A 26,838-nucleotide genomic window follows, 5' to 3' on the forward strand; every position below is an offset into this window, starting at 1 on the left:
CCAGAATTAATGACTGTGCTCGGCTGAGGCTTTGCCCAGCTCCGACTTGAGGACGAAGCTGCCGGCGCTGGCGACTTGCGCGCCCGCTTCCAGCCCTTGGGTGATTTCCACATGGCCGGCGGCGCGGCTGCCCAGCTCTACTGCGCGCGCTTCGAAACCATCGTCGGTACGCACGAACACCGTAGGTTTGTCCTCGACGGTCTGGATCGCGGTTTCCGGTACGGCGACTTTCGCTTCGCGGCTGTCGGTCGCCACCAGCGCAGTGACGAACAGACCGGGGCGCCACGAGCCTTGGGGGTTTTCCAGAGTGACGCGAACCGTCGCGGTGCGGGTTTGTTCGCCGAGTAAGCTGCCGACGTAAGCCACGCTGCCGACCACCTCAGCGTTCAGTTCGGGCGCGCTGACAGTGACCGACTTGCCCACTTGCACCTTTTTTAAGTCCTTCGGCGACACCCCGAACGTCACCCACACTCGCGACAAGTCCGAGAGCGTAAATGCCGCAGTGGTTTCATCAACCACCTCCCCCGGCGTCAGGTGTTTTTCCACCACCACACCATCGAACGGCGCGCGCAATTCGTAGCGGTTGCCGCCAGTGGCGACCACGCTGCCGCTGAGCACGCTGATCTTTTGCTGCGCATTGCTCAGGGCAATTTCAGCCTCTTGGAGTGCCTGGCGGGCCTGGAGGAAATCCTGCTCGGCGGAGATTTTGTCCTGCCAGAGTTTTTTCTCGCGCTCGTAGGTGGTACGCGCCAAGGCCAAACGACGTTGCGCGGCGGCTTGTTCGCTGCGCTGATCGGAGATCTGCTGACTGGCGATCACTGCCAGCAACTGGCCCTTCTTCACGGTTTGCCCGAGGTTGACCGTCACCGACTCGACCACGCCCGGGACGCGCGGCACGACGTGGGCGGTGCGGTCTTCGTCGAAGCGCACTTCGCCGGGGAATGGCAGGCCGCGGCTGATGCTATGCGCCTTCGCTTCGGCGAGTTGAATACCGGCAGCCGTGATCTGTTCGGCGCTCAATTCGATGTGCCCTTCTTCGGCATGTTCAGCCGCTGCGCCTTCTTCAGCGTGATCGGCGTGCTCGGAAGCCTCGTCGGCATGCGCGTCGATGCTTGCGTTACCTGACCACTGCGAGCCGATACCAATGCCCAGCGCCAACGTCGCCACCGCGACCACCATCAGTTTTTTATCCATGGAAACTCCTCTGCGTCATACCTGCGCGCAGTGCTGTGAAAAGTGAAATTCAAGGGCTGACGTTGAGGTCGCCGAAGATCCGTTCGATGCGTACGCGGGCGTCGGTGGCTTCGCTGACGGCCTGGATGTACTGGCTGCGCGCTGCGATCAGCGTGCGTTGCGCATCGAGCACATCAAGGAAGCCGAACTTGCCCATTTCGAAACCGCGCGTGGCACTGTCGACCGCACTTTGCGCGGCAGGCAGGATGGTCTGGTTGAACGCAGTGACTTCGCCGTTGGCGGTCTGCCATTGCTCAAGGCTGGTCTGGATTTCCGTGCGCAATCGCAGCTCGGTGGCGTTGCGCAGATCCCGCGCCTGATCGGTTCGGCGGGCGGCGGCGAGCACGTTGCCCTGATTGCGGTTGAACAGCGGAATCGGCATCGACAGGCCGACCACGTTGACCCGCTCGCGCTCGGTTTCGCTGTACTGGCTGCCGATGCTCACGGTGAGATCGGGAATGCGCTGGGACTTTTCCAGGCCCAACGATGCTTCACGCTGATCGATCTGCAACTTGGCCAGACGCAGTTCGGCGGTCTCGTTCAGACGCTCGAGCAATCTTGTCGCTGGTGGAACGGCCGGCATGCTTTGCGTGGGTGCCTGCACCTTGGTCGATGTCGGCAATGCCGCGCCCATGACTTGCGCCAATTGTTGGTACGCAGTGGCCTGATCGCGCTCTGCCCGGCTCAATTCAAGGCGCACTTCCGAGAGCTGCACTTGCGCGCGCGTACCTTCGACCGGGGATGATTTGCCTGCTTCGATGCGCCCTTGCGCCACGCGCACACCGTGCTCGGCCAGTTGCAGCGACTGGCGAGACAACTGCAAACGTTGCTGCGCGGTTTGCGCGCTGTTGAACGCCTGAATCACATCGGCACGCAAGACATTGCGCCTGCGCTCCAGTTCAATCCCGGCGGCATCTTGCGCACGGCTGGCGACGTCGATCCGTGCGCCGCGTTTGCCACCCAGTTCGATTGGCTGACTGAGCATCACCGTGGTGGTGCGTGAGTCACGGCGGGTGTCTTCGGCTTCCCACGACACCTCAGGGTTGGGGATCAGGCCAGCCTGCTGCCGATCGCCCTGGGCGATGCCGATTTCCCACTGCGCAGCGGCCAGCTCCGGGTTGCCGGCGAAGGCACTTTGCAGGGCTTGGTCCAGCGTCAGGGTCGATGCGTTCGCGAGGCTGGTACAGGCCAACAACAGGATGCCGCTGGCGGTTTTTTTCAGGCGTGATCGCGCCGTCAGTTCTATTAAACCGGGCAATGGAAGACTTCCTTTATTCAAGAATCTCGGATGCCGCCACGGTAGGGTTTTGAACTTATCGACAAGGTGACTGGAACATTACAAATCCGTTATCCACGGTTTGGGGAAGTTGTTTTGTTCTAGGATGCGAAGTGCAAACGGCTTTATCGAAATACATCGAAACAAAAACACGGTAGTTATCTGCTGAATTGCACTTGCCGGAATCAAACTGATGGGAATTTTGTGGCTTTTGCTGCGACCGGCTGTCGCAGAGCACCGTTTTAAAGGGCTTGGTGGTTGACCCTGTAGCCACTTCAACCTTTATCGTCCGGACTTCCCCTCACCCCAGCCCTCTCCCAGAGGGAGAGGGAGCCGACCGAGGTGTATGACACTTTCCATCGACCTGTTAAATCAAGTCGATTATGGATTCAGTAATGTTTTTTCACGTCGGCGTAGTTCTGAAATATCCCGCATTCAGTCCCCTCTCCCCCCGGGAGAGGGCTAGGGTGAGGGGCCTTTTTAATTAAATACCCATTAAATAAAAGTGGTGAAAGATCATGCGAATCCTTGTCGTCGAGGACGAGCTTAAAGCTGCCGAATACTTGCATCAGGGTTTGACCGAAAGTGGTTATGTCGTTGACCACGCAGCCACCGGTGCCGATGGCCTGCACCTGGCGCAACAACAGGCCTATGACCTGATTATTCTCGACGTGAACCTGCCGGAACTCGACGGCTGGGGCGTGCTGGAACAACTGCGCCGCACCCATTCGACGCGAGTGATGATGCTCACCGCGCGCGGGCGCCTGGCCGACAAGATTCGTGGTCTTGATCTGGGCGCTGACGATTATCTGGTCAAGCCGTTCGAGTTCCCCGAACTGCTGGCGCGGGTGCGCACATTGATGCGCCGCAGCGAAAACATCCCGGTGCCGCAGGTGCTGAAAGTGGCTGATCTGGAACTCGATCCGGGCCGCCATCGCGCGTTTCGCGGACAACAGCGTATTGACCTGACCACCAAGGAATTCGCCCTGCTGCATCTGCTGATGCGCCAGTCCGGCGAAGTGCTGACGCGCACACAAATCATCTCGTTGGTGTGGGACATGAATTTCGATTGCGACACCAACGTGGTCGAAGTGTCGATCCGCCGCTTGCGGGCGAAGATCGACGATCCGTTCGACAGCAAGTTGATCCACACCCTGCGCGGTGTCGGTTATGTGCTGGAGGCGCGGGAATGAAGCCTTCCAGCCTGTCGATGCGCTTGGGTTTGACAGTGAGTATTCTCGGCGCGCTGTTGGTGGTGTTCCTCGCGATCCTTGCCTATTTCGCGTTGACCCATGAGCTGAATTCGCTTGCCAGAGACAGTCTGGAAAAGAAGATGGCGCAGGTGGAGCACAGCCTGTCGTTGTACGTCGATGCCAATGAAATCACCGGCAAGCCGCATATTCTGCTCGATCAGGTGATGGGGCATGACAACCTGACGCTGACCATTTACGACCGACTCAATCAGCGCTCACCGCTGCTCAAATCCGGCTCGGGATTGAGCGAACCGCGCGTCGAACTGAAAGCGGTGCGCGCCACCACCGATCAACTGGCTTACAGCGACAGCACCGACGCTGAAGGCAAGAAATTCCTCACCGCCTCGAAACTGATTCGCCTCAAGGACAGCAGCAGCGTGCCGGTGCTGCTGTCCGTGGATAACGCCCACGATGAGGCCCTCCTCAGCGCCTATCTGCGCTCGACGCTGATTGCCTTGCCGTTGTTGCTGGTGTTTATCGGCCTGACCGCGTGGGGCGCGGTGCAACGCGGGTTGGCGCCATTGCGCGAGTTTCGCAAAGTGGCGGCGATGGTCTCGACCCAGGACCTGGAACATCGATTGTCCGTGGTGAACATGCCGCAGGAGTTGAGTGAACTGGCGCAAGGCATCAACTTCATGCTGCATCGGCTGGATGCCGGGGTGCAGCAGTTGTCGCAGTTCTCTGATGACCTGGCGCATGAGTTGCGTACGCCGATCAACAATTTGATGGGCAAGGCGCAGGTGACGCTTTCCCGCGAACGCTCGGTTGAGGAATACAAGGATGTGCTGGTGTCCTGCACCGAGGAGCTGGAGCGGGTCGCGCGGATTGTCTCGGACATGTTGTTTCTGGCGCAGGTGAGTCATCCGTCGGCGCTGGCGCCGTTTGAAGCGGTGGCGCTGGAGGTTGAAGTGACGAAAGTGGCGGAGATGTTTTCGTTGTCGGCGCAGGATAAGGGCATTCATTTGAACGTGGTCGGGAGCGCGACGGTGCTGGGTGATCGGCTGATGATTCAGCGGGCGATTTCCAATTTGTTGTCGAATGCTTTGCGGCACTGCCCCAACGGGAAAACCGTCACGTTGTTGATAGAACAAGGTGCGAACCAGGCCTCCCTGCTGGTCAGCAACCCCGGCGCCGGGATTGAGGCGCAACATCTGCCACATCTGTTCGACCGCTTCTACCGTGTCGACAGCAGCCGCTCACGCTCGCAGGGCAGCACTGGATTGGGGCTGGCAATTGTGCGCTCGATCATGAGCCTGCATCAGGGTGTGGCGGAGGTGAAGAGTTTGCCGGGTGCGATGACCGTGTTCCGGCTTGGGTTTCCTGCGGTGCCGCCAATGGCCCCTTCGCGTGCAGGCAAGCTCCCACAGTGATTTGCGGGGTACCCGAATCTTGTGAACACTAAAAAAACCTGTGGGAGCCTGGCTTGCCAGCGATGGCGGTGGGGCAGTCGATATCAATGTTGAATGTCAGATCGAATCGCTGGCAAGCCAGCTCCCACAGTGATCTGCGGCGTGCCCGGAGTTTGTGAGCGACGCAGAAACCTGTGGGAGCTTGCCTGCAAGCGAAAACGGTAGATCAGGCGCGAAAGAAAACGGCACCTTGCGGTGCCGTTCGCCTTTCACATTTCAGCTTTTACTTACGCGCATCCGCCCAGGATTTCAGCAGTTCGTTGTAGCTCACGGTCTCGCCCTTCGGCTTCTCGTTCGCCAGTTTCGGTTTCGGTGCGCCCGGTTGATCGAACCAGTACTGCGCGTCGCGCTCCGGATTCATCTTCGGTGCACAAACGGCCTGGGCCTTGGAGCGTTCGAGGCGCGTCATGATCGCGTCCTGATCCTTGGCCAAACCATCGAGCGCCTGTTGCGGGGTCTTCTCGCCGCTCGCCGCTTCGGCAATGTGGCTCCACCACAGTTGCGCCAGACGCGGATAGTCCGGCACGTTGGTCCCGGTCGGGGTCCATTGCACGCGGGCCGGGCTGCGGTAGAACTCGACCAGACCACCGAGTTTCGGCGCCAGATCGGTCATCGCCTGCGAGTTGATGTCCGACTCGCGAATCGGCGTCAGACCGACGATGGTTTTCTTCAGCGAGACAGTTTTCGAGGTGACGAACTGCGCGTACAGCCACGCTGCCAGCTTCTGCTTCTCAGGCGTGGATTTCATGAACGTCCACGAACCCACGTCCTGATAGCCGAGCTTCATGCCCTCTTCCCAATACGGCCCGCGCGGCGATGGCGCCATCCGCCATTTCGGCGTGCCGTCGGCGTTGACCACTGGCAGGCCCGGTTTGGTCATGTCGGCGGTGAACGCGGTGTACCAGAAGATCTGCTGAGCAATGTTGCCCTGCGACGGCACCGGACCGGACTCGGAGAAGGTCATGCCCGCCGCTTCCGGTGGCGCGTACTTCTTCAGCCAGTCGACATATTTGGTGGTGGCGAACACTGCCGCCGGACCGTTGGTGTCGCCGCCGCGGGTCACGCTGGAGCCGACCGGATGGCAATCCTCGACGCGAATCCCCCACTCGTCCACCGGCAAGCCGTTGGGAATGCCCTTGTCGCCGCCACCGGCCATGGAGAACCAGGCATCGGTGAAGCGCCAGCCCAGCGACGGATCTTTCTTGCCGTAGTCCATGTGCCCATACACACGTTTGCCATCGATTTCCTTGACGTCTTCGCTGAAGAATTTGGCGATGTCTTCATAGGCCGACCAGTTCACCGGCACGCCCAATTCGTAGCCGTACTTTTCCTTGAACTTGGCTTTCAGATCGGCGCGCTCGAACCAGTCGGCGCGGAACCAGTACAGGTTGGCGAATTGCTGGTCAGGCAACTGATAGATCTTGCCGTCCGGCGCGGTGGTGAACGAGATGCCGATGAAGTCCTTGATATCGAGGGTTGGCGAGGTGAAGTTCTTGCCTTCGTTGGCCATCAGGTCGGTGATCGATTCGGTCTTGCCGTAGCGAAAGTGCGTACCGATCAGGTCCGAGTCGTTGACCCAGCCGTCATAGATGTTTTTGTCGGACTGCATCACCGTCTGCATTTTCTCAACCACGTCGCCTTCTTGCAGCAGGTCGTGGGTAAGCTTGATCCCGGTGATTTCGCTGAAGGCCTTGGCCAGCACTTTCGACTCGTATTCGTGGGTGGTCAGGGTCTCGGAAACGACCTTGATGTCCATGCCGCGAAACGGCTCGGCGGCCTTGATGAACCACTTCAATTCTTCGAGTTGCTGCTCGGCCGTCAGGGTCGACGGTTTGAATTCACTGCCGATCCATTTTTTCGCCGCGTCTTCGTAGGCATCGGCCCACGCGGCGGCGCTCAAACCGCTGAGTGCCAGCATGGCTGCCAATGAAATGCTATGTCGCAGCTTATTGTTTTTGTCGAACATAGAGACCTCCTGTTTAAGTTGTGGAGCCGCGTTGCCGAACGACTCGACTAGCCCCAACGCATCACAGCCAACAGCCACACCAGGGACAACGCGGACGCCACCCAGATGCTCCAGTCGGTGGCGCCGATCACCAGCAAATGCAGGTAGGCGCTGCCGAGAAGACCGATAAACAAACGATCGCCACGGGTGGTGGCAATCGGCAGAAAACCTCGCCGCAGGATGCTCGGCGAACGCAATTCCCAGGTAGTCATGCCGACCAGAATCAGGCCGATGACGATGAAGAATGCTGCGGTAGGCGTGGTCCAGCTCATCCATTCCATCATCAGCTCCTCAGACCCGACCGAGGGCAAAGCCCTTGGCCACGTGGTTGCGAACAAACCAGATCACCAGCATGCCCGGCAGAATGGTCAACACCCCCGCCGCCGCCAGCACGCCCCAATCGATACCCGAGGCCGACACCGTGCGCGTCATCACCGCCGCAATCGGCTTGGCGTTTACCGAGGTCAACGTGCGCGCGAGCAGCAATTCGACCCAGGAAAACATAAAGCAGAAAAACGCCGTGACACCGATGCCGGAACCGATCAGCGGGATGAAAATCTTCACGAAGAACTTGGGGAAACTGTAGCCGTCGATGTAGGCGGTTTCGTCAATTTCCTTCGGCACCCCGGACATGAACCCTTCGAGAATCCACACCGCCAATGGCACGTTAAACAGGCAATGTGCCAAGGCCACGGCGATATGCGTATCGAACAGGCCAATCGACGAATACAACTGGAAGAACGGCAGCAAAAACACCGCCGGTGGCGCCATGCGGTTAGTCAGCAGCCAGAAAAACAGGTGCTTGTCGCCGAGAAAACGGTAGCGCGAAAACGCATACGCCGCCGGCAGCGCCACGCTCAGGGAAATCACCGTGTTCAGGCTGACGTAGTACAGCGAGTTCAGATAACCGGTGTACCAGCTCGGGTCGGTGAAGATCACCTTGTAGTTCGCCAGCGTAAAGGCCTGTGGGAACAGCGTCAGGCCGCCGAGGATTTCGGTGTTGCTCTTGAACGACATGTTCAGCAGCCAGTAGATCGGCACCAGCAGGAACAGGATGTACACCAGCAACGGAATCAGCTTTCTTTTGCTCATGGCCGGGCCTCAGCGGTTGGCGTCGGAGTGCGTCATGGCGGTGTAGAACAGCCAGGACACCAACAGGATGATCAGGAAGTACACCAGCGAAAACGCCGCTGCCGGACCGAGGTCGAATTGCCCTACGGCCATCTGTGTCAACGTCTGACTCAAGAAGGTCGTGGCGTTGCCCGGCCCGCCGCCGGTGAGCACGAACGGCTCGGTGTAGATCATGAAACTGTCCATGAAGCGCAGCATCACCGCGATCAGCAGCACGCTCTTCAGCTTGGGCAACTGAATGTGCCTGAACACCGCCCAGGCCGAGGCGCGGTCGATGCGCGCGGCTTGGTAATACACGTCGGGAATTGCGCGCAAACCGGAGAAACACAGCAGCGCCACCAACGAAGTCCAGTGCCAGACGTCCATCACCAGCACTGTCACCCAGGCGTCCATGGTGTTGGCCGCGTAGTTGTAGCTGATGCCCATCGCGTTAAGGCTGGAGCCGAGCAAACCAATGTCGGCACGGCCGAAAATCTGCCAGATGGTGCCGACCACGTTCCATGGGATCAGCAGCGGAATCGCCAGAATGATCAGCACCACCGACGACCAACGACCCTTGGTCGGCATGGTCAGCGCGACGGCAATACCCAAAGGAATTTCAATCAGCAACACGCAGGCCGAGTAGATGAACTGGCGCAGCAATGAGTCATGCAAACGCGGATCGAGCAGAACCTGCTTGTACCAGTCAGCGCCGACGAAGTAGCGGCTGGACTGGTCGAAGATGTCCTGCACCGAATAGTTGACCACGGTCATCATCGGGATCACCGCACTGAATGCCACCAGCAGGAATACCGGCAACACCAGCCACCAGGCCTTGTTGTTCTGCACCTTGTTCATGGCTGCACCTCTTCATCGGCTTCAAGCAGAAACTCATCGGCATAGACCATCAGCCACTGCGCCGGGAAACTGATGTACGCCGTGCCCTGTGGCACCGGTTTGTCTTCGGCCAGACGCACTTTCAGCGGTGCGCCGTCGAGATCGAGGGTCATGATTTTGTAGGTGCCGAGGTCTTCGACGTGTACGACCCTGGCCTGCATCGCGTCATCAAACGGCTCGTCCCACACATGAATAAACTCGGGGCGGATGCCGACCTTCAGATTCTTCCACTGACCGTGTTCGATATGTCGCTGCATGGCGTCGGACAACGGCAAATGCGTCGAGGCGAAACCAACGCCGCCGGGCTGCGGCTGCACGTCGATCAGGTTCATCCCCGGGCTGCCGATGAAATAGCCGACAAAGGTGTGGCTCGGCCGCTCGAACAATTCCCGTGGCGTGCCGAACTGGACGATCTGGCCGCCGTACATCACCGCAATCTTGTCGGCGAAGGTCGAGGCCTCCAGTTGATCGTGGGTGACGTAGACCATGGTGATGTTGAACTGCTCGTGGATCTGCTTGAGCTTGCGCCGCAGTTTCCACTTCAGGTGCGGGTCGATCACTGTCAGCGGCTCGTCGAAGAGGATCGCCGAAACGTCATCACGCACCAGGCCACGGCCCATCGAGACTTTCTGTTTCTCGTCGGCGGTGAGGTTGCGCGCCTTCTTGCTGAGGAGGTTTTGCAGGTCGAGGACTTCGGCAATTTCCTGCACCTTGCTGTGCACTTTCGCCTCGGCCATGCCCTGATTGCGCAGGGGAAACGCGAGGTTATCGAACACGGTCATGGTGTCGTAGACCACCGGAAACTGGAAAACCTGGGCGATGTTGCGCTTCTCCGGCGTCAGGTCGTTGACCGCTTTGCCGTCGAACAACACGTGGCCCTGCGAAGGGCTGAGCAGGCCGGAGATGATGTTGAGCAAGGTCGACTTGCCGCAACCCGACGGCCCGAGCAAGGCGTAGGCACCACCCTGCTCCCAGACGTGATCCATCTCGCGGATCGCGTAATCCTCGGCGCCGCTCGGGGTTTTGCTGTAGCTGTGGGCGAGGTGCTGCAAACGGATTTCGGCCATCAGGCAACCCTCGCGACACGCCGGCCCGGTGCTTGCACCAGACGGCCCTGCGCATCGAAAACGAACAGTTTGTGGGTCGGGATGTAAATGCGGATCGGCGCATCGACGTCGTACTCATGAACGCCGGGCAGGTGCAGCACCAACAGGAAATGCTCGTTGCGCACATGCAGGAAGGTTTCCGAACCGCTGATCTCGGCGACTTCGACGGTGACTGCCAGTTCAAGGTCGTCATCGTTGCTTGGCACCAGCGAGATGTGGCTGGGGCGCACGCCAAAACGGAACTCGCCCTCGCCCACTGGGCGCAGATCAACGTTCAACGGAAAGTGTACGAAGTTGGCGAAGCTGACTTCATTGCCGGCGATGCGTCCGGGCATCAGGTTGATCGGCGGTTCGGAGAACAATTCGGCGGCGAGCACGGTTTGCGGCTGGTGATAGACCGAAGTCGACGGGCCGCTCTGAATCACCCGGCCTTCGTGAAGAATCGTCGTGGTGCCGCCGAGTGCCAGCGCTTCGTTGGGCTCGGTGGTGGCGTAAATGGCGATGGTGTGGCGCGCCTTGAACAGCTCGCGCATTTCCTGGCGCAGTTCTTCACGCAGTTTGTAGTCGAGGTTGACCAGCGGCTCATCGAAGAGGATCAACTCGGCATCCTTGACCAGTGCGCGGGCCATGGCGGTGCGCTGCTGTTGACCGCCGGACAGTTCCAGCGGATAGCGCTGCAGAAACTTCTCGATGCGCAGCATCTTCGCGGTTTCCTGCACTTTGCTGTGGATGATCTCTTTCGACACACCGGCCTGACGCAACGGCGAGGCGATGTTCTCGAACACGGTCATGGTCGGGTAATTGATGAACTGCTGATAGACCATCGACACGTTGCGCAGACGCACCGGGCGTTGGGTGACGTCGACGCCATTCATCAGGATGCGGCCGCTGTCGGGCTTGTCCAGACCGGCCATTAAACGCATGAGGCTGGTTTTGCCGGACAGCGTGCGGCCGAGCAAAACGTTGAAAGAACCGGGTTCGAATTTCAGGCACGCATCGTCGATCCAGGTCTGGCCCTCGACGGTACGGCTGACGTGCTCCAGGGTGAGTGACATGGCTCGGCCTTTTTATTATTGGAGTCAAGCGACCTGTGCACGGGAGCGAGTTTCGTGCCAGAAATGGCAAGTGGTTGATTTGGTGTGAAAATCGTTGAAAGCGCGGGGAACAGGCGTTCATTGCTGAACACATTTGAACAGTTGGCCGATTGACAATGAACAATAGTGAACAACACTCTATGAACGCTTTTTGCGAACCGATCCCCTGTAGGAGCTGCCGCAGGCTGCGATCTTTTGATCTTGATTGTCAAAAAACAGGATCAAAAGATCGCAGCCTGCGGCAGCTCCTACAGGGGATCGAATAACAATAATAAGAATGCTGCATCAGAGGCTGACTGCCATGGCCGCACCTGCCCCGCCGCTGTCCCACGACGCGATCGTCCAGACTTCCTGGCAACGTTGCCGCGCGTTCGGTCTCGACCACCAAAGTACGCCCGCTTTCGATCAACTGCCCGCCGCCGGCATTGCGCAGTTGCTCGACAGCCATCATTCACTGGTGCAGACCACGCACCAGGAAGTCCTGCCCTACTACGAAAACATCCTCAGCAACTCCAACTGCCTGATCATGCTCGCCGACAATCAGGGCCAAGTGCTGACCTCGTGGGGCACGCAACGCTTTATCGAGCCGAATCTGGCCCGGGGTTTTCAGGCTGGGGCGAGCTGGATGGAGCGCTGCAGCGGTACCAATGCGATCGGCACGGCACTGGCGTGTGAGCAAGCGGTGCACATTGAACACGATGAACACTTTCTGAAAGCCAACCGCTTCATGACCGGGTCCGCCGCGCCGATTTTCGACGCCGAACGAAAGGTCATTGCGGTGCTCGACGTGTCCAGCGACAGCTATCTGCCGCCCTCACACACGCTGGGCATGGTCAAGATGATGAGCCAGACCGTGGAGAACCGGCTGATCCTCAACCTGTTCCATGGCCAGCATTTTCAACTGACTTTCAACACCGGGTTGAACAACCTCGACAGTCAGTGGGCGGGGTTGTTGATCTTTGATGAGAGCGGTCAGGTGCTGTCGGCCAATCGGCGGGCTGACAATTTGCTGGGTGTGCGTTTGTCGCGTATCAGCGTTGAAAGCCTGTTCAAGGTGTCGCTGCTGGAGTTGATCAACCAGCCGGACGGCTTGCCGTTTGCCTTGCAGACGTCCGGGCGCAACCGCTTCCAGTGTTTGTTGAAGCGGCCGAAACAGGCGTCAATTCAGCCGCGCGTTTTTGCTGCTGAACCCAAAACCGCCGCGCCCACCGCCATCAGCCTCAACACCCTGCACTTCGGCGACAGTCGCGTGGAAAAAGCCGTGCGTCAGGCTGAGCGGTTACTGGAGAAAGACATTCCGCTGCTGATCCATGGCGAAACCGGGGTCGGCAAGGAAGTTTTCGTCAAAGCCCTTCATCAAGCCAGTTCGCGTAGCAAACAGGCGTTCATTGCCGTTAACTGCGCAGCGATCCCCGCCGAACTGGTCGAATCCGAGTTATTTGGCTACGAGAAAGGCGCGTTCACTGGCGCCAATCAGAAAGGCAGCATCGGGCTGATTCGCAAGGCGGATAAAGGCACGTTGTTTCTTGATGAAATCGGCGATATGCCGTTGCCGACTCAGGCGCGGTTATTGCGGGTGTTGCAGGAGCGTTGTGTGCAGCCGGTGGGCAGTAGCGAGTTGTTCCCGGTGGATTTGCGGATTATTTCGGCGACTAACCGTTCTTTGCGCGAACAAGTGCAATTGGGGCGGTTTCGTGAGGATTTGTATTACCGCATTGGTGGCCTGACGCTGGAGCTGCCGCCATTGCGCGAGCGCAGTGACAAGGAGGCGTTGTTTAAACGACTGTGGGAGCAGCATCGTGAGCCGACGCAATGGGCGGGGTTGAGTCAGGAGGTGTTGGCATTGTTTGAAAGGCATCCGTGGCCGGGGAATTTGCGTCAGGTTAGTAGTGTGATGCAGGTGGCACTGGCAATGGCTGAGGAACAGCCGGTGAGGCCTGAGCATTTGCCGGATGATTTTTTTGTTGATCTGGAGATGGAGCCGGTTGAGAGCGCGGCGCCGTTGGGGCTGGATTTGAATGATGTTGAGGCGTTGAACCGGGAGTTGAAGGCTTCAGGGGGGAATATTTCACATTTGGCGCGTCGGCTTGGAGTTAGCCGCAACACCCTCTATAAGCGGTTGCGGCAGATTGAAGGTTGAGTGAATCCCACGCCCCTCACCCCAGCCCTCTCCCAGAGGTAGAGGGAGCTGACCGAGGTGTCTGGCGCTGGACATCGACCTGAAACATCGTGGCGATTATGGATTCGGCGCAAATCGATCAGGTCGGCGTATCTCGTGAACATCCCCCAATCAGTCCCCTCTCCCGGAGGGAGAGGGAGCTGACCGAGGTGTCTGGCGCCGGACATCGACCTGAAACATCGTGGCGATTATGGATTCAGCGCAAATCGTTCAGGTCGGTGTATTTCCTGAACATCCCCCATTCAGTCCCCTCTCCTGCGGGAGAGGGCTAGGGTGAGGGCGAAAAGGCCGGCTCAACATGCGCAACCGAAGCCGCCTCCAATGTGCGCAACCCGACCAGCACAACAACCACCATCATGATCCCAGCGCCAATGGCCACACCGAAACCCGCCCGCGCGCCCCACGCATCAATGACCAACCCCGCCAGCATGCCGCCCAGCGCGACGCCGATGCTGATCCCCGTGGTCATCCACGTCAGCCCTTCGGTAATCCGCGACGGCGGGATGATGATCGTCCCAAGCTTCATGACCACGACCATCGTTGGCGCAAACGAAATGCCGGCAATAAACAGCGTCGCTGACAGGACGTAAACGTCCGCGGCAAAAATCGGTAAAACGCCGGTGAACGCCGTGACCAATATCCCGATCAGGAACTGTTTTTCGATCGCCAGGGAAACCCGCAATGCACCAAACGTCAGGCCCGCCACCAGTGAGCCGAACGCATAAGCAGCGAGGATGAAAGTCGCCGACGCTGGCCAGCCTTGTGCATTGGCGAACGCGACAACGGCGACATCGATTGCTCCACCAATGACCCCCATTGCCAACAACGCGAGGACAATAGTGCGCACACCGGGGATCAGCAAGGTCGAGCCGCTATGGCTGGCGTGACCCACGACAACCTTGGGTTCAGTCTGGCGTTGCAGGAGAAACGCCGTGACTCCGACGGCCAGCAGCCCGACCGCGACCAGTGGCCCGGCCTCGGCAAAAAAACTAACGCTCAAGCCAATCGCCAGCGGCGGGCCAACGATGTAGGCCATTTCGGTGAGGACCGTGTCCAGCGAGAACGCCGTGTGCAGCTGCGGCTTGCCCCGGAACAATTGCGACCATCGCGCGCGGATCATCGACGGCATGCTCGGCATCGTCCCCGCCAGTGCCGCCAGCACAAACAGCAGTATGGCTGGCGCGCGCAAGTAGACGGCAATGATCAGCGCCAGCAACATGGCAATGCTGAACACCGTGACAACGGGAAGCACGCGGCTTTGGCCATGCTGATCAACCAGTCTGGAGATGGGCGGGCCCAGCAGCGCGTTGGCCAGGGTGAACGTACCGGCGACGGCACCGGCCAGCCAGTAAACCCCGGTTTGCTGCACCAGCATGGTGATGATGCCGATGCCGATCATTGCCTGCGGCAAGCGTGCGATAGAACTCGCGAGCACCAGCCCGGTGGCACCGGGGGTCCCCAGAAGTTCGCGATAGTGATTAGCCATGGTGTCTCCATTCGATATTCGTCGCCACTCAGCATCCTGCTGAACGCGTTGCCGACATCAAGACCTACGCGAACGTCAAAAGCAACCCTCACCCCAGCCCTCTCCCAGAGGGAGAGGGAGCCGACCGTGGTGTCTGACGTGATGCATCGACCTGAAAGAACCAGTCGATTATGGATTCGGTGCAGCACCTTCAAGTCGGCGTATTACTTGAATATCCCCCAATCAGTCCCCTCTCCCTCTGGGCGGTCCGACGTTTCGGGAGGGCTAGGGTGAGGGGCTTTTCTCGCGGCCAAACAAAAACCCGCACAAGGCGGGTTTTGTTGATCGTTCCCACGCTCCGCGTGGGAATGCAGCCCGGGACGCTCTGCGTCCCTGCAAAACCGAACGCGGAGCGTCCGAGGAGGCGTTCCCACGCAGAGCGCGGGAACGATCATCACGCCGAGCAGGTTCGGTCAGTCAGCCAGACGCCAGGTAGTCCCACCCTTGCCGTCTTCCAACACAACGCCCATCGCCGTCAGCTGATCACGAATACGATCCGACTCAGCCCAATCCTTACCCGCACGCGCCGCCAGACGCGCCGCAATCAGCGCATCAACCTCTGCCGCATCGACACGCCCTTCAGCGCCCGCCTGCAAAAAGTCATCGGCTTCGAGCTGCAACACACCCAACACACTCGCCAGCTCTTTCAGACGTGCCGCCAGACCTGCCGCCGCATCAAGATCGCTCTCGCGCAGACGGTTGATCTCACGCACCATCTCAAACAGCACGGCACAAGCTTCCGGCGTACCGAAGTCGTCGTTCATCACCGTGGTGAAACGTTCGACAAACGCTTCGCCGCCCGCCGGCGCCACAGTCGGCAGGCCTTTCAACGCGTGGTAGAAACGCTCGAGGGCGCCTTTGGCGTCCTTGAGGTTGTCTTCCGAGTAGTTGATCGCGCTGCGGTAGTGGCTCGACACCAGCAGGTAACGCACGACTTCCGGGTGGTACTTTTCCAGCACGTCGCGAATGGTGAAGAAGTTGTTCAAGGACTTGGACATCTTCTCGCCATTGATGCGAATCATGCCGCAATGCATCCACGCGTTGGCGTAGGTCTTGCCGGTGGCCGCTTCGCTCTGGGCGATTTCGTTTTCGTGGTGCGGGAACTCGAGGTCGCTGCCGCCGCCATGAATGTCGAAGGTCTCGCCGAGGCAGCAGGTGGACATCACCGAGCATTCGATGTGCCAGCCCGGACGCCCGGCGCCCCATGGCGATTCCCAGCTCGGCTCGCCCGGTTTGGCGGCTTTCCACAGCACGAAGTCCAGCGGGTCCTGTTTCGACTCGTCGACTTCGATGCGGGCGCCGATGCGCAGGTCTTCGATTTTCTTGCGCGACAGCTTGCCGTAGCCCATGAACTTGGCAACGCGGTAGTACACGTCACCGTTGCCCGGGGCGTAGGCGTAACCCTTGTCGATCAAGGTCTGGATCATCGCGTGCATGCCCGGAATGTGATCCGTGGCGCGCGGTTCCATGTCCGGCTTCTTGATGTTCAGGCGCGCTTCGTCTTCGTGCATCGCGGCGATCATGCGCTCGGTCAACGCTTCGAACGATTCACCGTTCTCGTTGGCACGGTTGATGATCTTGTCGTCGATGTCGGTGATGTTGCGCACGTAGGTCAGGTCGTAACCGCTGAACCGCAACCAGCGGGTCACCAGGTCGAACGCGACCATGCTGCGGCCGTGGCCGAGGTGGCAGTAGTCGTACACGGTCATCCCGCAGACGTACATGCGCACCTTGTTGCCATCCAGCGGCTTGAAAACTTCTTTGCTCTTGGTGAGCGTGTTGTAGATCGTTAGCACGTTATTTCCTTTGACGCTGAATCACTGGCCCCACGAATCACGCAGGGTCACGGTACGGTTGAATACCGGCTGACCTGGTTTCGAGTCCTTCAAATCAGCGACGAAGTAACCTTCGCGCTCGAACTGGAAACGGTCTTCCGGCTGTGCATTGCCAAGCGATGGCTCAGCACGACAACCGGTGAGTACCTGCAGCGAATCAGGGTTGATGTTGTCGAGGAAACTCGCGCTGTCTTCGGCCTTCTCTGGGTTGGCCGAACGGAACAGACGATCGTACAGACGCACTTCGCACTCGACGCTGGCCGCGGCCGGCACCCAGTGGATCACGCCTTTGACCTTGCGGCCTTCAGGGTTCTTGCCGAGGGTTTCCGGGTCGTAAGAGCAACGCAGTTCGACGATGTTGCCATCGGCGTCCTTGATCGCTTCGTCGGCACGGATCACGTAGCTGCCGCGCAGACGCACTTCACCGGCCGGTTCCAGGCGCTTGTAGCCCTTCGGCGGCTCTTCCATGAAGTCGTCACGGTCGATGTAGATTTCCCGAGCGAATGGCAGTGCGCGTACGCCCATGTCTTCTTTCGGGTGGCGCGGCAGTTCGAGGTTCTCGACCTGGCCTTCCGGGTAGTTGGTGATGACGACTTTCAGCGGACGCAGCACGCACATGGCGCGCGGTGCGGTCTGGTCGAGGTCGTCACGGATGCTGAATTCGAGCATGCCGAAGTCGACCACGCCGTCGGAACGGTTGGTGCCGATCATTTCGCAGAAGTTGCGGATCGATTTCGGCGTGTAGCCACGGCGGCGGAAGCCCGACAGCGTGGACATGCGCGGATCGTCCCAGCCGTTGACGTGCTTTTCATCGACCAGTTGCTTGAGCTTGCGCTTGCTGGTGATGGTGTAGTTGAGGTTCAGACGGCTGAACTCGTACTGACGCGGGTGCGCCGGCACTGGCAACGCGTCGAGGAACCACTCGTACAGCGGACGATGGCTTTCGAATTCCAGGGTGCAGATCGAGTGGGTGATGCCTTCGATGGCGTCCGACTGACCGTGGGTGAAGTCGTAGTTCGGGTAGATGCACCACTTGTCGCCAGTCTGGTGGTGATGGGCGTGACGGATGCGATACATGATCGGGTCGCGCAGGTTCATGTTCGGCGAGGCCATGTCGATCTTCGCGCGCAGCACACGGGCGCCGTCCGGGAACTCACCGGCGCGCATGCGCGCAAACCAGTCGAGGTTTTCTTCTACCGAACGGTCGCGGAACGGGCTGTTCTTGCCCGGCTCGGTCAGGCTGCCGCGGTATTCCTTGGCCTGCTCTGGGGTCAGGTCGTCGACGTAGGCCTTGCCGGCCTTGATCAGCTCGACGGCCCAATCGTGCAACTGGTCGAAATACTGCGAGGCGTAGCGCACTTCGCCGGACCATTCGAAGCCCAGCCATTTGACGTCGCTTTCGATTGCGTCGATGTATTCCTGATCTTCCTTGGCCGGGTTGGTGTCGTCGAAACGCAGGTGCGTGACGCCGCCGAACTCCTGGGCCAAGCCGAAGTTCACGCAGATCGACTTGGCGTGGCCGATGTGCAGGTAGCCGTTGGGCTCAGGCGGGAAACGGGTGACGATCTGCGTGTGCTTGCCCGAGTCCAGGTCTGCCTGGATGATCGGCCGCAGGAAATTGACCGGCACGGCAGGGCCGGACTTGGCATTCGAGGTAGGGTCGACAGTGGGCTTGCTCATAGGATCCTTGACTTACATGTGCGCGGCCGCAGAGGGGGCCAGACAAAACAAAGCCGCTATCATAGCCGATGCTGTCAAGGGGCTGACAGAGCACGGCCTTAAATCAGGTGCGTTTAATGCACCTGATTTCAAAAAACAGCCTCGAAATTCGCGCCTGTCACGCTAAACTGCGCACCTTGGCCCACGGGCTGAACCGGTAACGGGCGCAAATGTCCCATTGCCCACGAATTCCTTATAAAGAGTAGCGATCATGACTCAAGTTAAATTGACCACCAATCATGGCGACATCGTCATCGAACTGAACGCTGAAAAGGCGCCGATCACCGTCGCCAACTTCATCGAGTACGTCAACGCCGGTCACTACGAAAACACCGTTTTCCACCGCGTCATCGGTAACTTCATGATCCAGGGCGGCGGTTTCGAGCCAGGCATGAAGGAAAAGAAAGACAAGCGTCCAAGCATCCAGAACGAAGCTGACAACGGTCTTTCCAACGACAAATACACCGTTGCCATGGCCCGCACCATGGAACCGCATTCGGCGTCCGCACAGTTCTTCATCAACGTCGCCGACAACACCTTCCTCAACCACAGCGGCAAGAACGTGCAAGGCTGGGGCTACGCGGTATTCGGTAAAGTGACCGCCGGCACCGACGTTGTCGACAAGATCAAAGGCGTGTCGACCACTTCCAAGGCCGGCCACCAGGACGTACCCGCAGACGACGTGATCATCGAGAAAGCCGAGATCATCGAAGCGTGATATTGCTGATTTCAGACTTGCATCTGGAAGAGGAGCGCCCGGACATTACCCGGGCGTTTCTGGATTTGCTCGCCGGACGCGCCCGCTCGGCGAGTGCGTTGTACATTCTCGGCGACTTCTTCGAAGCGTGGATTGGCGACGACGCCATGACGCCCTTTCAGCGTTCCATCTGCCAAGCCCTGCGCGAACTGAGCGACAGCGGCACGGCGATTTTTCTGATGCACGGCAATCGCGACTTCATGCTCGGCAAGGCCTTCTGCAAGCAGGCCGGCTGTACGTTGTTGAAGGACCCGAGTGTCGTGCAGTTTTACGGCGAGCCGGTGCTGTTGATGCACGGCGACAGCCTCTGTACCCGCGACGTCGGCTATATGAAGCTGCGGCGTTATCTGCGTAATCCGATCACGCTGTTTATCCTGCGCAATCTGCCGCTCAGCAGCCGCCATAAACTGGCGCGCAAACTGCGCAGCGAGAGCAAGGCGCAGACGCGGATGAAGGCCAATGACATTGTCGATGTCACGCCGGAGGAGATTCCGCGGATCATGCAGGCGTTTGGCGTGAAAACCTTGATCCACGGGCACACCCATCGCCCGGCGATTCACAAGTTGCAGCTTGGTGAGCAGGCGGCGAAGCGGATTGTGCTGGGGGATTGGGATCGGCAGGGTTGGGCGTTGCAGGTGGATGAGAGCGGCTACGCGTTGGCGCCGTTCGACTTCGCCCCGCCACTGGCTTTGCCGCACGGCTGAAGATCGCTACCCCCTCACCCCAGCCCTCCCGAAACGTCGGACCGCCCCCAAGGGGGCGAGGGGGAAAGGGAGCCGACCGCATGCAGTTCAATCCCTGAGTTCGACTCACAATCTGAAATCATGCTTTCTCCAAACCGGAGCTCAACTCGGTGGCTCAGGTCGGCGTACCTCGAAAGCAAACCACGATCAGTCCCCTCTCCCTCCGGGAGAGGGTTAGGGTGAGGGGCTTTTGATCTTAGTGCCCTGAAGCCGCCGGCCCTGCCTTGGCAGCAAACGGCGGTTTCGCCAGCCATACAATCAGAATCAACCCCATAAACCCCCAGCCCAACAACGTGAAGTAATCCACGGTAGAGAGCATGTACGCCTGACTGGTCAAAATCTGATCCATCTGTGCATACGCCGATTGGCTCGCCCCGCCCAAATGATTCAAGGTCTCGCGAGTCGCCGGTTCGAAGGTGCTGATACTTTCACTCATATACGCATGATGCTGATCCGCCCGTCGAATCCAGATCCACGTGGTCAGCGACGCCGCAAAGCTACCGCCCAACGTCCGCAGAAAAGTCGCAAGACCAGCACCATCGGCAATCTGGCTCGGCGGCAGGTCCGACATCAGAATGCTCAAGGTCGGCATGAAGAACAGCGCCACGCCAATGCCCATGAACAACTGCACGAGCGCGATGTGCTGGAAGTCCACCTCATTGGTGAAACCCGCCCGCATAAAGCAACTCAAGCCAATCGCCAGAAACGCCAGTCCGGCCAGCAATCGCAGGTCGAACTTGTTCGCGTACTTGCCGACAAACGGCGACAGCAGCACCGGCAGAATGCCGATCGGCGCTACGGCCAGACCGGCCCAGGTCGCGGTGTAGCCCATTTGTGTCTGCAACCACTGCGGCAGGATCAGGTTGATGCCGAAGAACCCGGCATAACCCAGCACCAACACCAGCGTGCCAATGCGGAAGTTGCGGTAGGCGAACAACCGCAGATTCACCACCGGATGCTGGTCGGTCATTTCCCAGATAACGAACACCGCCAGCGCAATCACCGAAATCGCCGCGCCGATGATGATGAAGTTCGACTCGAACCAATCCAGGTCATTGCCCTTGTCGAGGATCACCTGCAACGCGCCGACACCAATGATCAGCGTGATCAGACCGACGTAATCCATCGGCTGACGGCTGGTCTCAACCGGACGTTTGGCCAGTTGCGAGCGCACCACCATCACCGCAAAGATGCCGATCGGCACGTTGATGAAGAAGATCCACGGCCAGCTGTAGCTGTCAGTAATCCAGCCACCGAGGATCGGCCCGGCAATCGGCGCGACCACCGTGACCATCGCCAGTAACGCCAGGGCCATGCCACGCCTGGCGGGCGGATAGACCGCGATCAGCAGTGTTTGCGTCATCGGATACAGCGGCCCGGCGACCAGCCCTTGCAGGACGCGGAAGCCAATCAATTCCGGCATCGACGTCGAGATACCGCAGAGAAACGAGGCCAGCACGAACAGAATCGTGGCCCAGAGAAACAGCTTCACCTCGCCGAACCGACGGCTAAGCCAACCGGTCAGTGGCAGCGCAATGGCGTTACTGACGGCGAACGAGGTGATCACCCAGGTGCCCTGCTCCGAACTCACCCCAAGGTTGCCGGAAATCGTCGGCAACGCCACGTTGGCGATGGTGGTGTCGAGCACTTGCATGAAGGTCGCCAGCGACAGGCCGATGGTGCTGAGCAACAGGCTGGGCGGCGTGAAAGAGGCGTTATTGCTCATTGTGAATCCTTTGGAACCGGGTTGGCGCCCTGTCTGTTACAGACACAGCAGCCCTTGTGGGAGCGAGCCTGCTCGCGAATGCTGACTGACATTCAACATGGAAGTTGTCTGACACACCGCTTTCGCGAGCAGGCTCGCTCCCACAGGGGAAAGATTCAGCGTTGCGCGGTTTTGCTCACCGCTGCGCTGTTGTCGTGGATCAGCTGCGCAATCATCGCGTCGGCTTCGGCCAGTTGACGGTCGTAGACGCTGGTGCTGAACGAGGCCTTTTGCGGCGGCTGCTGCGCCAGTACCGGGCCGCTCTGGTCGTGCAGGTTCACTTCAACATTGGTCGACAGACCGACGCGCAGCGGATGCTTGGCCAGTTCTTCGGCGTTGATGTGAATGCGCACCGGTACGCGCTGCACGATCTTGATCCAGTTACCGGTGGCGTTCTGCGCCGGCAGCAGAGCAAACGCGCTACCGGTACCGGCGCCGAGGCTGTCGACGGTGCCGCTGTATTTCACGTCGCTGCCGTAGATGTCGGACTCGATATCGACCGGCTGACCGATGCGCATGTCACGCAGTTGGGTTTCCTTGAAGTTGGCGTCGATCCACAGTTGATCCAGCGGAATCACCGCCATCAACGCCGTGCCCGGCTGCACGCGCTGACCGAGTTGCACGGTGCGCTTGGCGACGTAACCGGTGACCGGCGCGATCAAGGTGCTGCGGGCATTGGTCAGGTAGGCCTGACGCAGATCGGCAGCGGCCGACATCACGTCCGGATGCGACGACACCACGGTGTCATCGACCAGCGCGCTGGTGGTTTTCAGTTGCTGCTTGGCGTTGGCCAGGGCGTTTTGCGCCGAGGTCAGGTCGTCGCGAGCGTGGGACAGTTCTTCCTGGGAAATCGCCCCGCCCTGCGCCAGATTTTTCCGGCGGTTGTAGTTGTCCTGGGCTTTCTGCACTTCGGCCTGTTGCGCGTTGACCTGGGCTTTCATGCCATCAACGTTGCTGTACAAGCCGCGTACCTGACGCACGGTGCGCGCCAGTTTTGCTTGCGCACTTTGCAGGCCGACTTCAGCGTCGTTCGGGTCGAAGTTGATCAGCACCTGGCCTTCGTGAACCAGATCACCATCGTCAGCACCGATGCTGACCACGGTGCCGGTCACCAGCGGCGTGATTTCGACGACGTTGCCGTTGACGTAGGCGTCGTCGGTGCTTTCGTTAAAGCGCCCGATGAATTCGTGATACGCCCAGACGCCGGCGCAGGCGAGTGCAACCACAACGGCCAGCAGCAACAGCATGACTTTGCGTTTGCGCGGGTTGCCGGTGTCCGGGGTGTTGCCTTGAGCTTGGGTGTTTTCGGCAGTGGCCATGACAATTACCTTGAATTAGTTGTGCGGCGTAGCTGGGCTGGCGTTGACTGCGGTCAGGGTTTGCTCCTGGAAGCCGCCGCCCAGCGCTTGCATCAGTTGAATCGACAGGTCGATCTGCTCGGCATTGAGGTTGGCCAGTTGACGCTGGGCCTGGAGCAATTGCTGCTCGATGCTGAGCACGTCCAGATAGTTGCCGATGCCGGAACCGTAACGCTGGACGACGGTGTTGTAAGAATCCTGAGCAATGTCGGTGGCGTGTTGCTGCGCACCGATCTGCCGGCCGATGTCACGCAACTGGTTGATCGTGTCGCTGACATCGCCCAGTGCTTTCACCAGGCTTTTGTTGTACTGCGCCACCGCCAGATCGTAATCGGCGTCGCGCGCATCGAGGTTGGCGCGCAGGCGTCCGCCGTCGAAGATCGGCACCGAGATGGTCGGGGCAATGTTGAAGAAGCGACTGGCCGAACCGAACATCGCGTCACCCAACAAGGACTCGGCACCGGCCGAGGCCGTGAGGTTCAAGTTGGGATAGAAGCGGGTTTTCGCCGAGTCGATGTCTTTGCTCGCCGCCTCGACGCGCCAACGCGCAGCAACCAGATCCGGGCGCCGACCGAGCAGTTCCGCCGGCAACACTGATGGCACGGCGACGGCGCTGGCTTGCAGGACTTTCGGCCGGGCGATTTCGTTGCCGCGATCCGGGCCTTTGCCGAGCAGCACGGCCAAGGCGATCTTGGCGCTGTTCAAGCGTTTTTCTGCGTCGATCAGGCTGGCTTCGGAACTGGCTTCCAGGCTCTGGGTTTGCTGGAACTGGTACTGGCTGTCGATCCCGGAACTGAGGCGACGCTGGCTCAGGTCGAGCATCTGCTTGGTGCGTTTGAGGTCTTCGTTGGCCAGGTCATAAACGATGTGCGCCTGACCGAGATCGCTGTAGGCACGGGCGACGTCGGCGGCGAGGGTCAACTGCGCAGCCTGACGATCAACTTCAGCGGCGCGGGCCTGACCGAGTGCTGCTTCCCAGGCGTCACGCTGACCGCCCCAGAGGTCGAAGTTGTAATTGAATCCGGCGCTGACGTTACGCACGGTGGCGTAGGCATCGCCCTGCCCTCGCGGGTCCTGATCCTTGGCCAGGCGCGAACGGCTGATGCCGGCGCTGGCGTCGAGGGTCGGATAGCGTTCGGCATCGGCGGCATACGCGGCGGCGCTGGCCTGATGCGCGCGGGCTTCGGCGATTTGCATGTCCGGGCTGTCGTGCAGGGCTTCGCGGATCAGACCGTCGAGTTGCGGGTCGCCGAGGCTGGTCCACCAGTCGCTTTTCGGCCACGCGGCTGGCGACAGGGTCACGCCGTTGAGGGATTGGCTGGCGTTGAGGCTTTTCGCATCAAGGCTTTTGCCTTGAGTGTCGAGGCCGCTGTAGTTGGCGCAGCCGGCGAGGATCATCGCCGACAGCACCAGCGTCAGGCTGCTGCGCAAGGTTTTACCGCTCATTGTGTTCACCTAACCGCTGGATGGTGATCGGGTCACCGGCTGCCAGCAGGATTTTCTTGAGGATGTATTCCAGGGTCTTCAACTCGTCCGGAGTGACGGCGCCGGCCAGTTCATTCATCGCATCGGCGCCGATGTGCGGCAGGCGATCGGCCAGTTGCTGGCCTTGTTCGGTCAGCTTGAGCTGCACCTGACGGCGATCGCCTTCGCAGCGGTGGCGAGCCAGGAAACCTTTCTGCTCCAGACGATCGAGCATGCGTGTCATCGAACCGCTGTCGAGCGACAGATGCCGGCATAGCTCGGCCGGGGTATCGACGCCGAACTGGGCCATGATGATCAACACCTTGAACTGCGCGGCGGTGATGCCGTGGGGTTCCATGTGGGTGTCGATGATCCGGTCCTTGAGCAGCGCCGCACGGCCAAGCAACAGGCCGAGATGGCAATGTTTGAATTCGTCCGGGGTGAAATGCTTCATTTGCTCACCTAATAACTGCCTAGGCAGTGAATGTGTGTCGAGATGTTACTGCCTAGGCAGCGAATGTCAACGCAATAGTTAGGTTGCTTTGCAATTAGTTGACCAGTGGAGTTGGTTTTTGTGCTGAAGAGGGGTGACGAAGATCAAAAGATCGCAGCCTTCGGCAGCTCCTACAGGGATGTGAAACATGTAGGAGCTGCCGAAGGCTGCGATCTTTTGACCTTTATGAGGATGTCGAGGATTCGTCGGAAGGATGCGCAGGCGGCTGCACCGGATGCACCTCACGCCCCCGCAACGCAGTGGCCACATACCCAAACGCCCGCTTGCTCACCGCATAAATGCTGTGCCAGCCCGGCGGTGCCGGCTCGATGGCGGCATGCAACGCCCGCGCATAATCGAGCACCAGTCCGGGCGTCCACGCCATCGCCTCTGCCCGTTTGCGCACTTGCGCGGCGACCCAGAACTCGGGGCTGAAGATGACCCGGGCGAAATCCAGCATGCTCGAATGCCCCCGGTTCATCGCCCCTTCCAAGGCCGCTTCGAGGCTATGGGCGACGGCGCTGGAACAGTTGCGACTGGTGAGGTTGTACGTGCTGTTCTGCCGATACTCCGTCCAGAATGCATGCAGGCGCCGGGCGTCGTAATGGGCAAAACTGACCTGCACCGAAGACGGACACCAGTCAGCCACCTCCCCCGCATAATCCGGCAAAAACCTGCCGGCAACATCGTTGTTCGGCGTCGCCCGCAGCAAGCGCACGAAATCTCCCGCCGAGCGATCAATGTCGTCCTGCGGGTAATGGCTGATGTAAATGTCCGGCCCGCATTCCAGCGCTGCATGACCGGCGGAGATCACGCCGTTGATATCGACCGCCGCGATGTAGCGGTTGAGCAGGCGATTGCGCACCAGAGTGTCGTCGACGGTGCCGCTGGGAGTCCAGACGTGAATCACCAACGCGTCGCTGCTGACCGGCGCACTCACTGCAGCAGGACTCGTCAGCGGCAGCTGGTTTTTGAAGCGCACGGCTTGCCGCAACAAGGCGCAACCGGTCAGGAAAAGGCTCATGCCAATGCAAAACGGCACCGTGCCCTTATACAGCGTCGGATACGGCTCAAGGATAAACACGCCAAAGCCGATTTCGAACAACCCCGCCAGCAGCGACACTTGCCAACCGACAAAGCGCACCACCAGCGCCGCCGCCAACCGAAAACCGCCATCGAGCAAAAAAGCCCCGCCAAACAGCACAGCCAGAATCAGCCCGGCAGCGTGTTGCCGGTCGACGATCAGCAGTCCCAGCAAGAGAAAAGCCAGTCCGCGCGCTCTGCGCAGGGCCGCAGCAGTTCCGGCTTGCGGTGCCGGCACCAGCAGCAGGATCAGCGCTTCGAGCAGCAACAGATAGCCGAAGAGATGCAGCGGAAAATACAGCACGCCGTCCAGCGCATCAATGAAGATGCCCACTCCGGCCGCGCCCCAGACGATGCCCGTCAGCGCCAGCGCGGACCAACGCTTGCGGACGAATTCGTGACCGAGCAAGACCATACTCAAGCGGATCATATGACCTCTCTGGTGAACCGGGGGCCGCACAACCTGCACGGTTTTCAGGCTGTGGTGAGTCTAATACATCGCCGCGTTTGCGCAGGCGCGGGAGCGTGTTCTAA

The 26,838-nt window shown here is 59.8% G+C and carries 21 protein-coding genes; 5 read left to right on the plus strand and 16 right to left on the minus strand.

Translation table 11 applies throughout. The features are described from left to right. Window positions 1-6: 6 nt before the first annotated feature. Together M5G26_RS14475 and M5G26_RS14480 are read right to left on the minus strand one after the other, a co-directional pair. Entirely contained in the window at window positions 7-1,194 is a 1,188-nt protein-coding gene (locus M5G26_RS14475) for an efflux RND transporter periplasmic adaptor subunit (protein ID WP_273915785.1), read from the minus strand. A 49-nt stretch (window positions 1,195-1,243) separates the two neighbouring features. After that, on the minus strand, window positions 1,244-2,491 hold the full coding sequence (locus tag M5G26_RS14480; RefSeq protein ID WP_273915786.1) for a TolC family protein: 1,248 nt from the start codon (window positions 2,489-2,491) through the stop codon (window positions 1,244-1,246). Window positions 2,492-3,027: 536 nt separating this feature from the next. Between M5G26_RS14480 and M5G26_RS14485 the strand changes: the two genes are divergently transcribed. Beyond that, the gene (locus M5G26_RS14485; protein ID WP_095048087.1) at window positions 3,028-3,702 is read left to right on the plus strand and encodes a heavy metal response regulator transcription factor; all 675 of its coding nucleotides are present in this window, start codon (window positions 3,028-3,030) and stop codon (window positions 3,700-3,702) included. Next, window positions 3,699-5,132: a heavy metal sensor histidine kinase gene (locus M5G26_RS14490; RefSeq protein ID WP_273915787.1), complete on the plus strand. Its 1,434-nt coding sequence runs from the start codon at window positions 3,699-3,701 to the stop codon at window positions 5,130-5,132. The genes M5G26_RS14485 and M5G26_RS14490 overlap by 4 nt, the downstream gene beginning before the upstream one ends. Before the next feature lie 262 nt (window positions 5,133-5,394). On the opposite strand, the gene M5G26_RS14495 is transcribed toward M5G26_RS14490, so the two are convergent. From M5G26_RS14495 to M5G26_RS14520, 6 genes are read right to left on the minus strand one after another with little or no spacing between them, the layout of a single operon-like run. Next, window positions 5,395-7,137, minus strand: a complete 1,743-nt coding sequence (locus M5G26_RS14495; protein ID WP_123376407.1) for an ABC transporter substrate-binding protein — start codon at window positions 7,135-7,137, stop codon at window positions 5,395-5,397. 47 nt (window positions 7,138-7,184) lie between these two features. Beyond that, window positions 7,185-7,457: a DUF2160 domain-containing protein gene (locus M5G26_RS14500; RefSeq protein ID WP_007912485.1), complete on the minus strand. Its 273-nt coding sequence runs from the start codon at window positions 7,455-7,457 to the stop codon at window positions 7,185-7,187. Window positions 7,458-7,467: 10 nt separating this feature from the next. Then, window positions 7,468-8,268, minus strand: a complete 801-nt coding sequence (locus M5G26_RS14505; protein WP_090284391.1) for a carbohydrate ABC transporter permease — start codon at window positions 8,266-8,268, stop codon at window positions 7,468-7,470. Window positions 8,269-8,277: 9 nt separating this feature from the next. Further along, window positions 8,278-9,144, minus strand: a complete 867-nt coding sequence (locus M5G26_RS14510; protein ID WP_007912484.1) for a carbohydrate ABC transporter permease — start codon at window positions 9,142-9,144, stop codon at window positions 8,278-8,280. After that, window positions 9,141-10,250, minus strand: coding sequence for an ABC transporter ATP-binding protein (locus M5G26_RS14515; RefSeq protein WP_038362660.1), 1,110 nt, complete (start codon window positions 10,248-10,250; stop codon window positions 9,141-9,143). The genes M5G26_RS14510 and M5G26_RS14515 overlap by 4 nt, the downstream gene beginning before the upstream one ends. Further along, window positions 10,250-11,344, minus strand: coding sequence for an ABC transporter ATP-binding protein (locus M5G26_RS14520; protein ID WP_007912480.1), 1,095 nt, complete (start codon window positions 11,342-11,344; stop codon window positions 10,250-10,252). The genes M5G26_RS14515 and M5G26_RS14520 overlap by 1 nt, the downstream gene beginning before the upstream one ends. 340 nt (window positions 11,345-11,684) lie before the next feature. On the opposite strand from M5G26_RS14520, the gene M5G26_RS14525 reads away from it, so the two are divergent. Then, entirely contained in the window at window positions 11,685-13,523 is a 1,839-nt protein-coding gene (locus M5G26_RS14525) for a sigma-54-dependent Fis family transcriptional regulator (protein ID WP_273915788.1), read from the plus strand. 307 nt (window positions 13,524-13,830) lie between these two features. Here M5G26_RS14525 and M5G26_RS14530 read toward each other — a convergent pair whose 3' ends face one another. From M5G26_RS14530 to M5G26_RS14540, 3 genes are all read right to left on the minus strand, one after another. Then, window positions 13,831-15,048 carry an MFS transporter gene (locus M5G26_RS14530; protein ID WP_273915789.1) on the minus strand — a complete coding sequence of 406 codons (1,218 nt, stop codon included), beginning with the start codon at window positions 15,046-15,048 and terminating at the stop codon, window positions 13,831-13,833. A 452-nt stretch (window positions 15,049-15,500) separates the two neighbouring features. Beyond that, window positions 15,501-16,883: a cysteine--tRNA ligase gene (gene cysS / locus M5G26_RS14535; RefSeq protein ID WP_016986558.1), complete on the minus strand. Its 1,383-nt coding sequence runs from the start codon at window positions 16,881-16,883 to the stop codon at window positions 15,501-15,503. A 21-nt stretch (window positions 16,884-16,904) separates the two neighbouring features. Beyond that, window positions 16,905-18,602, minus strand: a complete 1,698-nt coding sequence (locus M5G26_RS14540) for a glutamine--tRNA ligase/YqeY domain fusion protein (RefSeq protein WP_016986557.1) — start codon at window positions 18,600-18,602, stop codon at window positions 16,905-16,907. 250 nt (window positions 18,603-18,852) lie between these two features. On the opposite strand from M5G26_RS14540, the gene M5G26_RS14545 reads away from it, so the two are divergent. Together M5G26_RS14545 and lpxH are read left to right on the plus strand one after the other, a co-directional pair. Continuing rightward, window positions 18,853-19,359: a peptidylprolyl isomerase gene (locus tag M5G26_RS14545; protein ID WP_093434208.1), complete on the plus strand. Its 507-nt coding sequence runs from the start codon at window positions 18,853-18,855 to the stop codon at window positions 19,357-19,359. Beyond that, a complete protein-coding gene (gene lpxH / locus M5G26_RS14550) occupies window positions 19,356-20,102 on the plus strand; it encodes a UDP-2,3-diacylglucosamine diphosphatase (protein ID WP_038362679.1) in 747 nt (248 codons plus the stop codon). Before M5G26_RS14545 ends, lpxH begins: the two co-directional genes overlap by 4 nt. A gap of 235 nt (window positions 20,103-20,337) precedes the next feature. On the opposite strand, the gene M5G26_RS14555 is transcribed toward lpxH, so the two are convergent. The 5 genes from M5G26_RS14555 to M5G26_RS14575 all read right to left on the minus strand — a co-directional run bounded on the left by M5G26_RS14555 (window position 20,338) and on the right by M5G26_RS14575 (window position 26,734). Beyond that, window positions 20,338-21,867 (minus strand): DHA2 family efflux MFS transporter permease subunit, encoded by a 1,530-nt coding sequence (locus tag M5G26_RS14555; RefSeq protein ID WP_016986555.1) that lies wholly within the window; start codon window positions 21,865-21,867, stop codon window positions 20,338-20,340. Window positions 21,868-22,022: 155 nt separating this feature from the next. Continuing rightward, window positions 22,023-23,225, minus strand: a complete 1,203-nt coding sequence (locus tag M5G26_RS14560) for an HlyD family secretion protein (RefSeq protein WP_273915790.1) — start codon at window positions 23,223-23,225, stop codon at window positions 22,023-22,025. A gap of 15 nt (window positions 23,226-23,240) precedes the next feature. Continuing rightward, the gene (locus tag M5G26_RS14565; RefSeq protein ID WP_273915791.1) at window positions 23,241-24,710 is read right to left on the minus strand and encodes an efflux transporter outer membrane subunit; all 1,470 of its coding nucleotides are present in this window, start codon (window positions 24,708-24,710) and stop codon (window positions 23,241-23,243) included. Continuing rightward, window positions 24,700-25,182 carry a MarR family winged helix-turn-helix transcriptional regulator gene (locus tag M5G26_RS14570; protein ID WP_150693898.1) on the minus strand — a complete coding sequence of 161 codons (483 nt, stop codon included), beginning with the start codon at window positions 25,180-25,182 and terminating at the stop codon, window positions 24,700-24,702. The genes M5G26_RS14565 and M5G26_RS14570 overlap by 11 nt, the downstream gene beginning before the upstream one ends. A 223-nt stretch (window positions 25,183-25,405) precedes the next feature. Further along, a complete protein-coding gene (locus M5G26_RS14575; RefSeq protein WP_273915792.1) occupies window positions 25,406-26,734 on the minus strand; it encodes a hypothetical protein in 1,329 nt (442 codons plus the stop codon). Window positions 26,735-26,838 lie beyond the last annotated feature (104 nt).

The organism is Pseudomonas sp. TNT2022 ID642 (assembly GCF_028656995.1).
Lineage (GTDB): Bacteria > Pseudomonadota > Gammaproteobacteria > Pseudomonadales > Pseudomonadaceae > Aquipseudomonas.

Excerpts from the sequence above, each read along its gene's own strand:
- M5G26_RS14475 (WP_273915785.1), bottom strand. The coding sequence starts at position 1,194 with ATGGATAAAAAACTGATGGTGGTCGCGGTGGCGACGTTGGCGCTGGGC.
- M5G26_RS14485 (WP_095048087.1), top strand. The coding sequence starts at position 3,028 with ATGCGAATCCTTGTCGTCGAGGACGAGCTTAAAGCTGCCGAATACTTG.
- M5G26_RS14490 (WP_273915787.1), top strand. The coding sequence starts at position 3,699 with ATGAAGCCTTCCAGCCTGTCGATGCGCTTGGGTTTGACAGTGAGTATT.
- M5G26_RS14495 (WP_123376407.1), bottom strand. The coding sequence starts at position 7,137 with ATGTTCGACAAAAACAATAAGCTGCGACATAGCATTTCATTGGCAGCC.
- M5G26_RS14500 (WP_007912485.1), bottom strand. The coding sequence starts at position 7,457 with ATGGAATGGATGAGCTGGACCACGCCTACCGCAGCATTCTTCATCGTC.
- M5G26_RS14505 (WP_090284391.1), bottom strand. The coding sequence starts at position 8,268 with ATGAGCAAAAGAAAGCTGATTCCGTTGCTGGTGTACATCCTGTTCCTG.
- M5G26_RS14510 (WP_007912484.1), bottom strand. The coding sequence starts at position 9,144 with ATGAACAAGGTGCAGAACAACAAGGCCTGGTGGCTGGTGTTGCCGGTA.
- M5G26_RS14515 (WP_038362660.1), bottom strand. The coding sequence starts at position 10,250 with ATGGCCGAAATCCGTTTGCAGCACCTCGCCCACAGCTACAGCAAAACC.
- M5G26_RS14520 (WP_007912480.1), bottom strand. The coding sequence starts at position 11,344 with ATGTCACTCACCCTGGAGCACGTCAGCCGTACCGTCGAGGGCCAGACC.
- M5G26_RS14525 (WP_273915788.1), top strand. The coding sequence starts at position 11,685 with ATGGCCGCACCTGCCCCGCCGCTGTCCCACGACGCGATCGTCCAGACT.
- M5G26_RS14530 (WP_273915789.1), bottom strand. The coding sequence starts at position 15,048 with ATGGCTAATCACTATCGCGAACTTCTGGGGACCCCCGGTGCCACCGGG.
- M5G26_RS14540 (WP_016986557.1), bottom strand. The coding sequence starts at position 18,602 with ATGAGCAAGCCCACTGTCGACCCTACCTCGAATGCCAAGTCCGGCCCT.
- M5G26_RS14545 (WP_093434208.1), top strand. The coding sequence starts at position 18,853 with ATGACTCAAGTTAAATTGACCACCAATCATGGCGACATCGTCATCGAA.
- M5G26_RS14555 (WP_016986555.1), bottom strand. The coding sequence starts at position 21,867 with ATGAGCAATAACGCCTCTTTCACGCCGCCCAGCCTGTTGCTCAGCACC.
- M5G26_RS14560 (WP_273915790.1), bottom strand. The coding sequence starts at position 23,225 with ATGGCCACTGCCGAAAACACCCAAGCTCAAGGCAACACCCCGGACACC.
- M5G26_RS14565 (WP_273915791.1), bottom strand. The coding sequence starts at position 24,710 with ATGAGCGGTAAAACCTTGCGCAGCAGCCTGACGCTGGTGCTGTCGGCG.
- M5G26_RS14570 (WP_150693898.1), bottom strand. The coding sequence starts at position 25,182 with ATGAAGCATTTCACCCCGGACGAATTCAAACATTGCCATCTCGGCCTG.
- M5G26_RS14575 (WP_273915792.1), bottom strand. The coding sequence starts at position 26,734 with ATGATCCGCTTGAGTATGGTCTTGCTCGGTCACGAATTCGTCCGCAAG.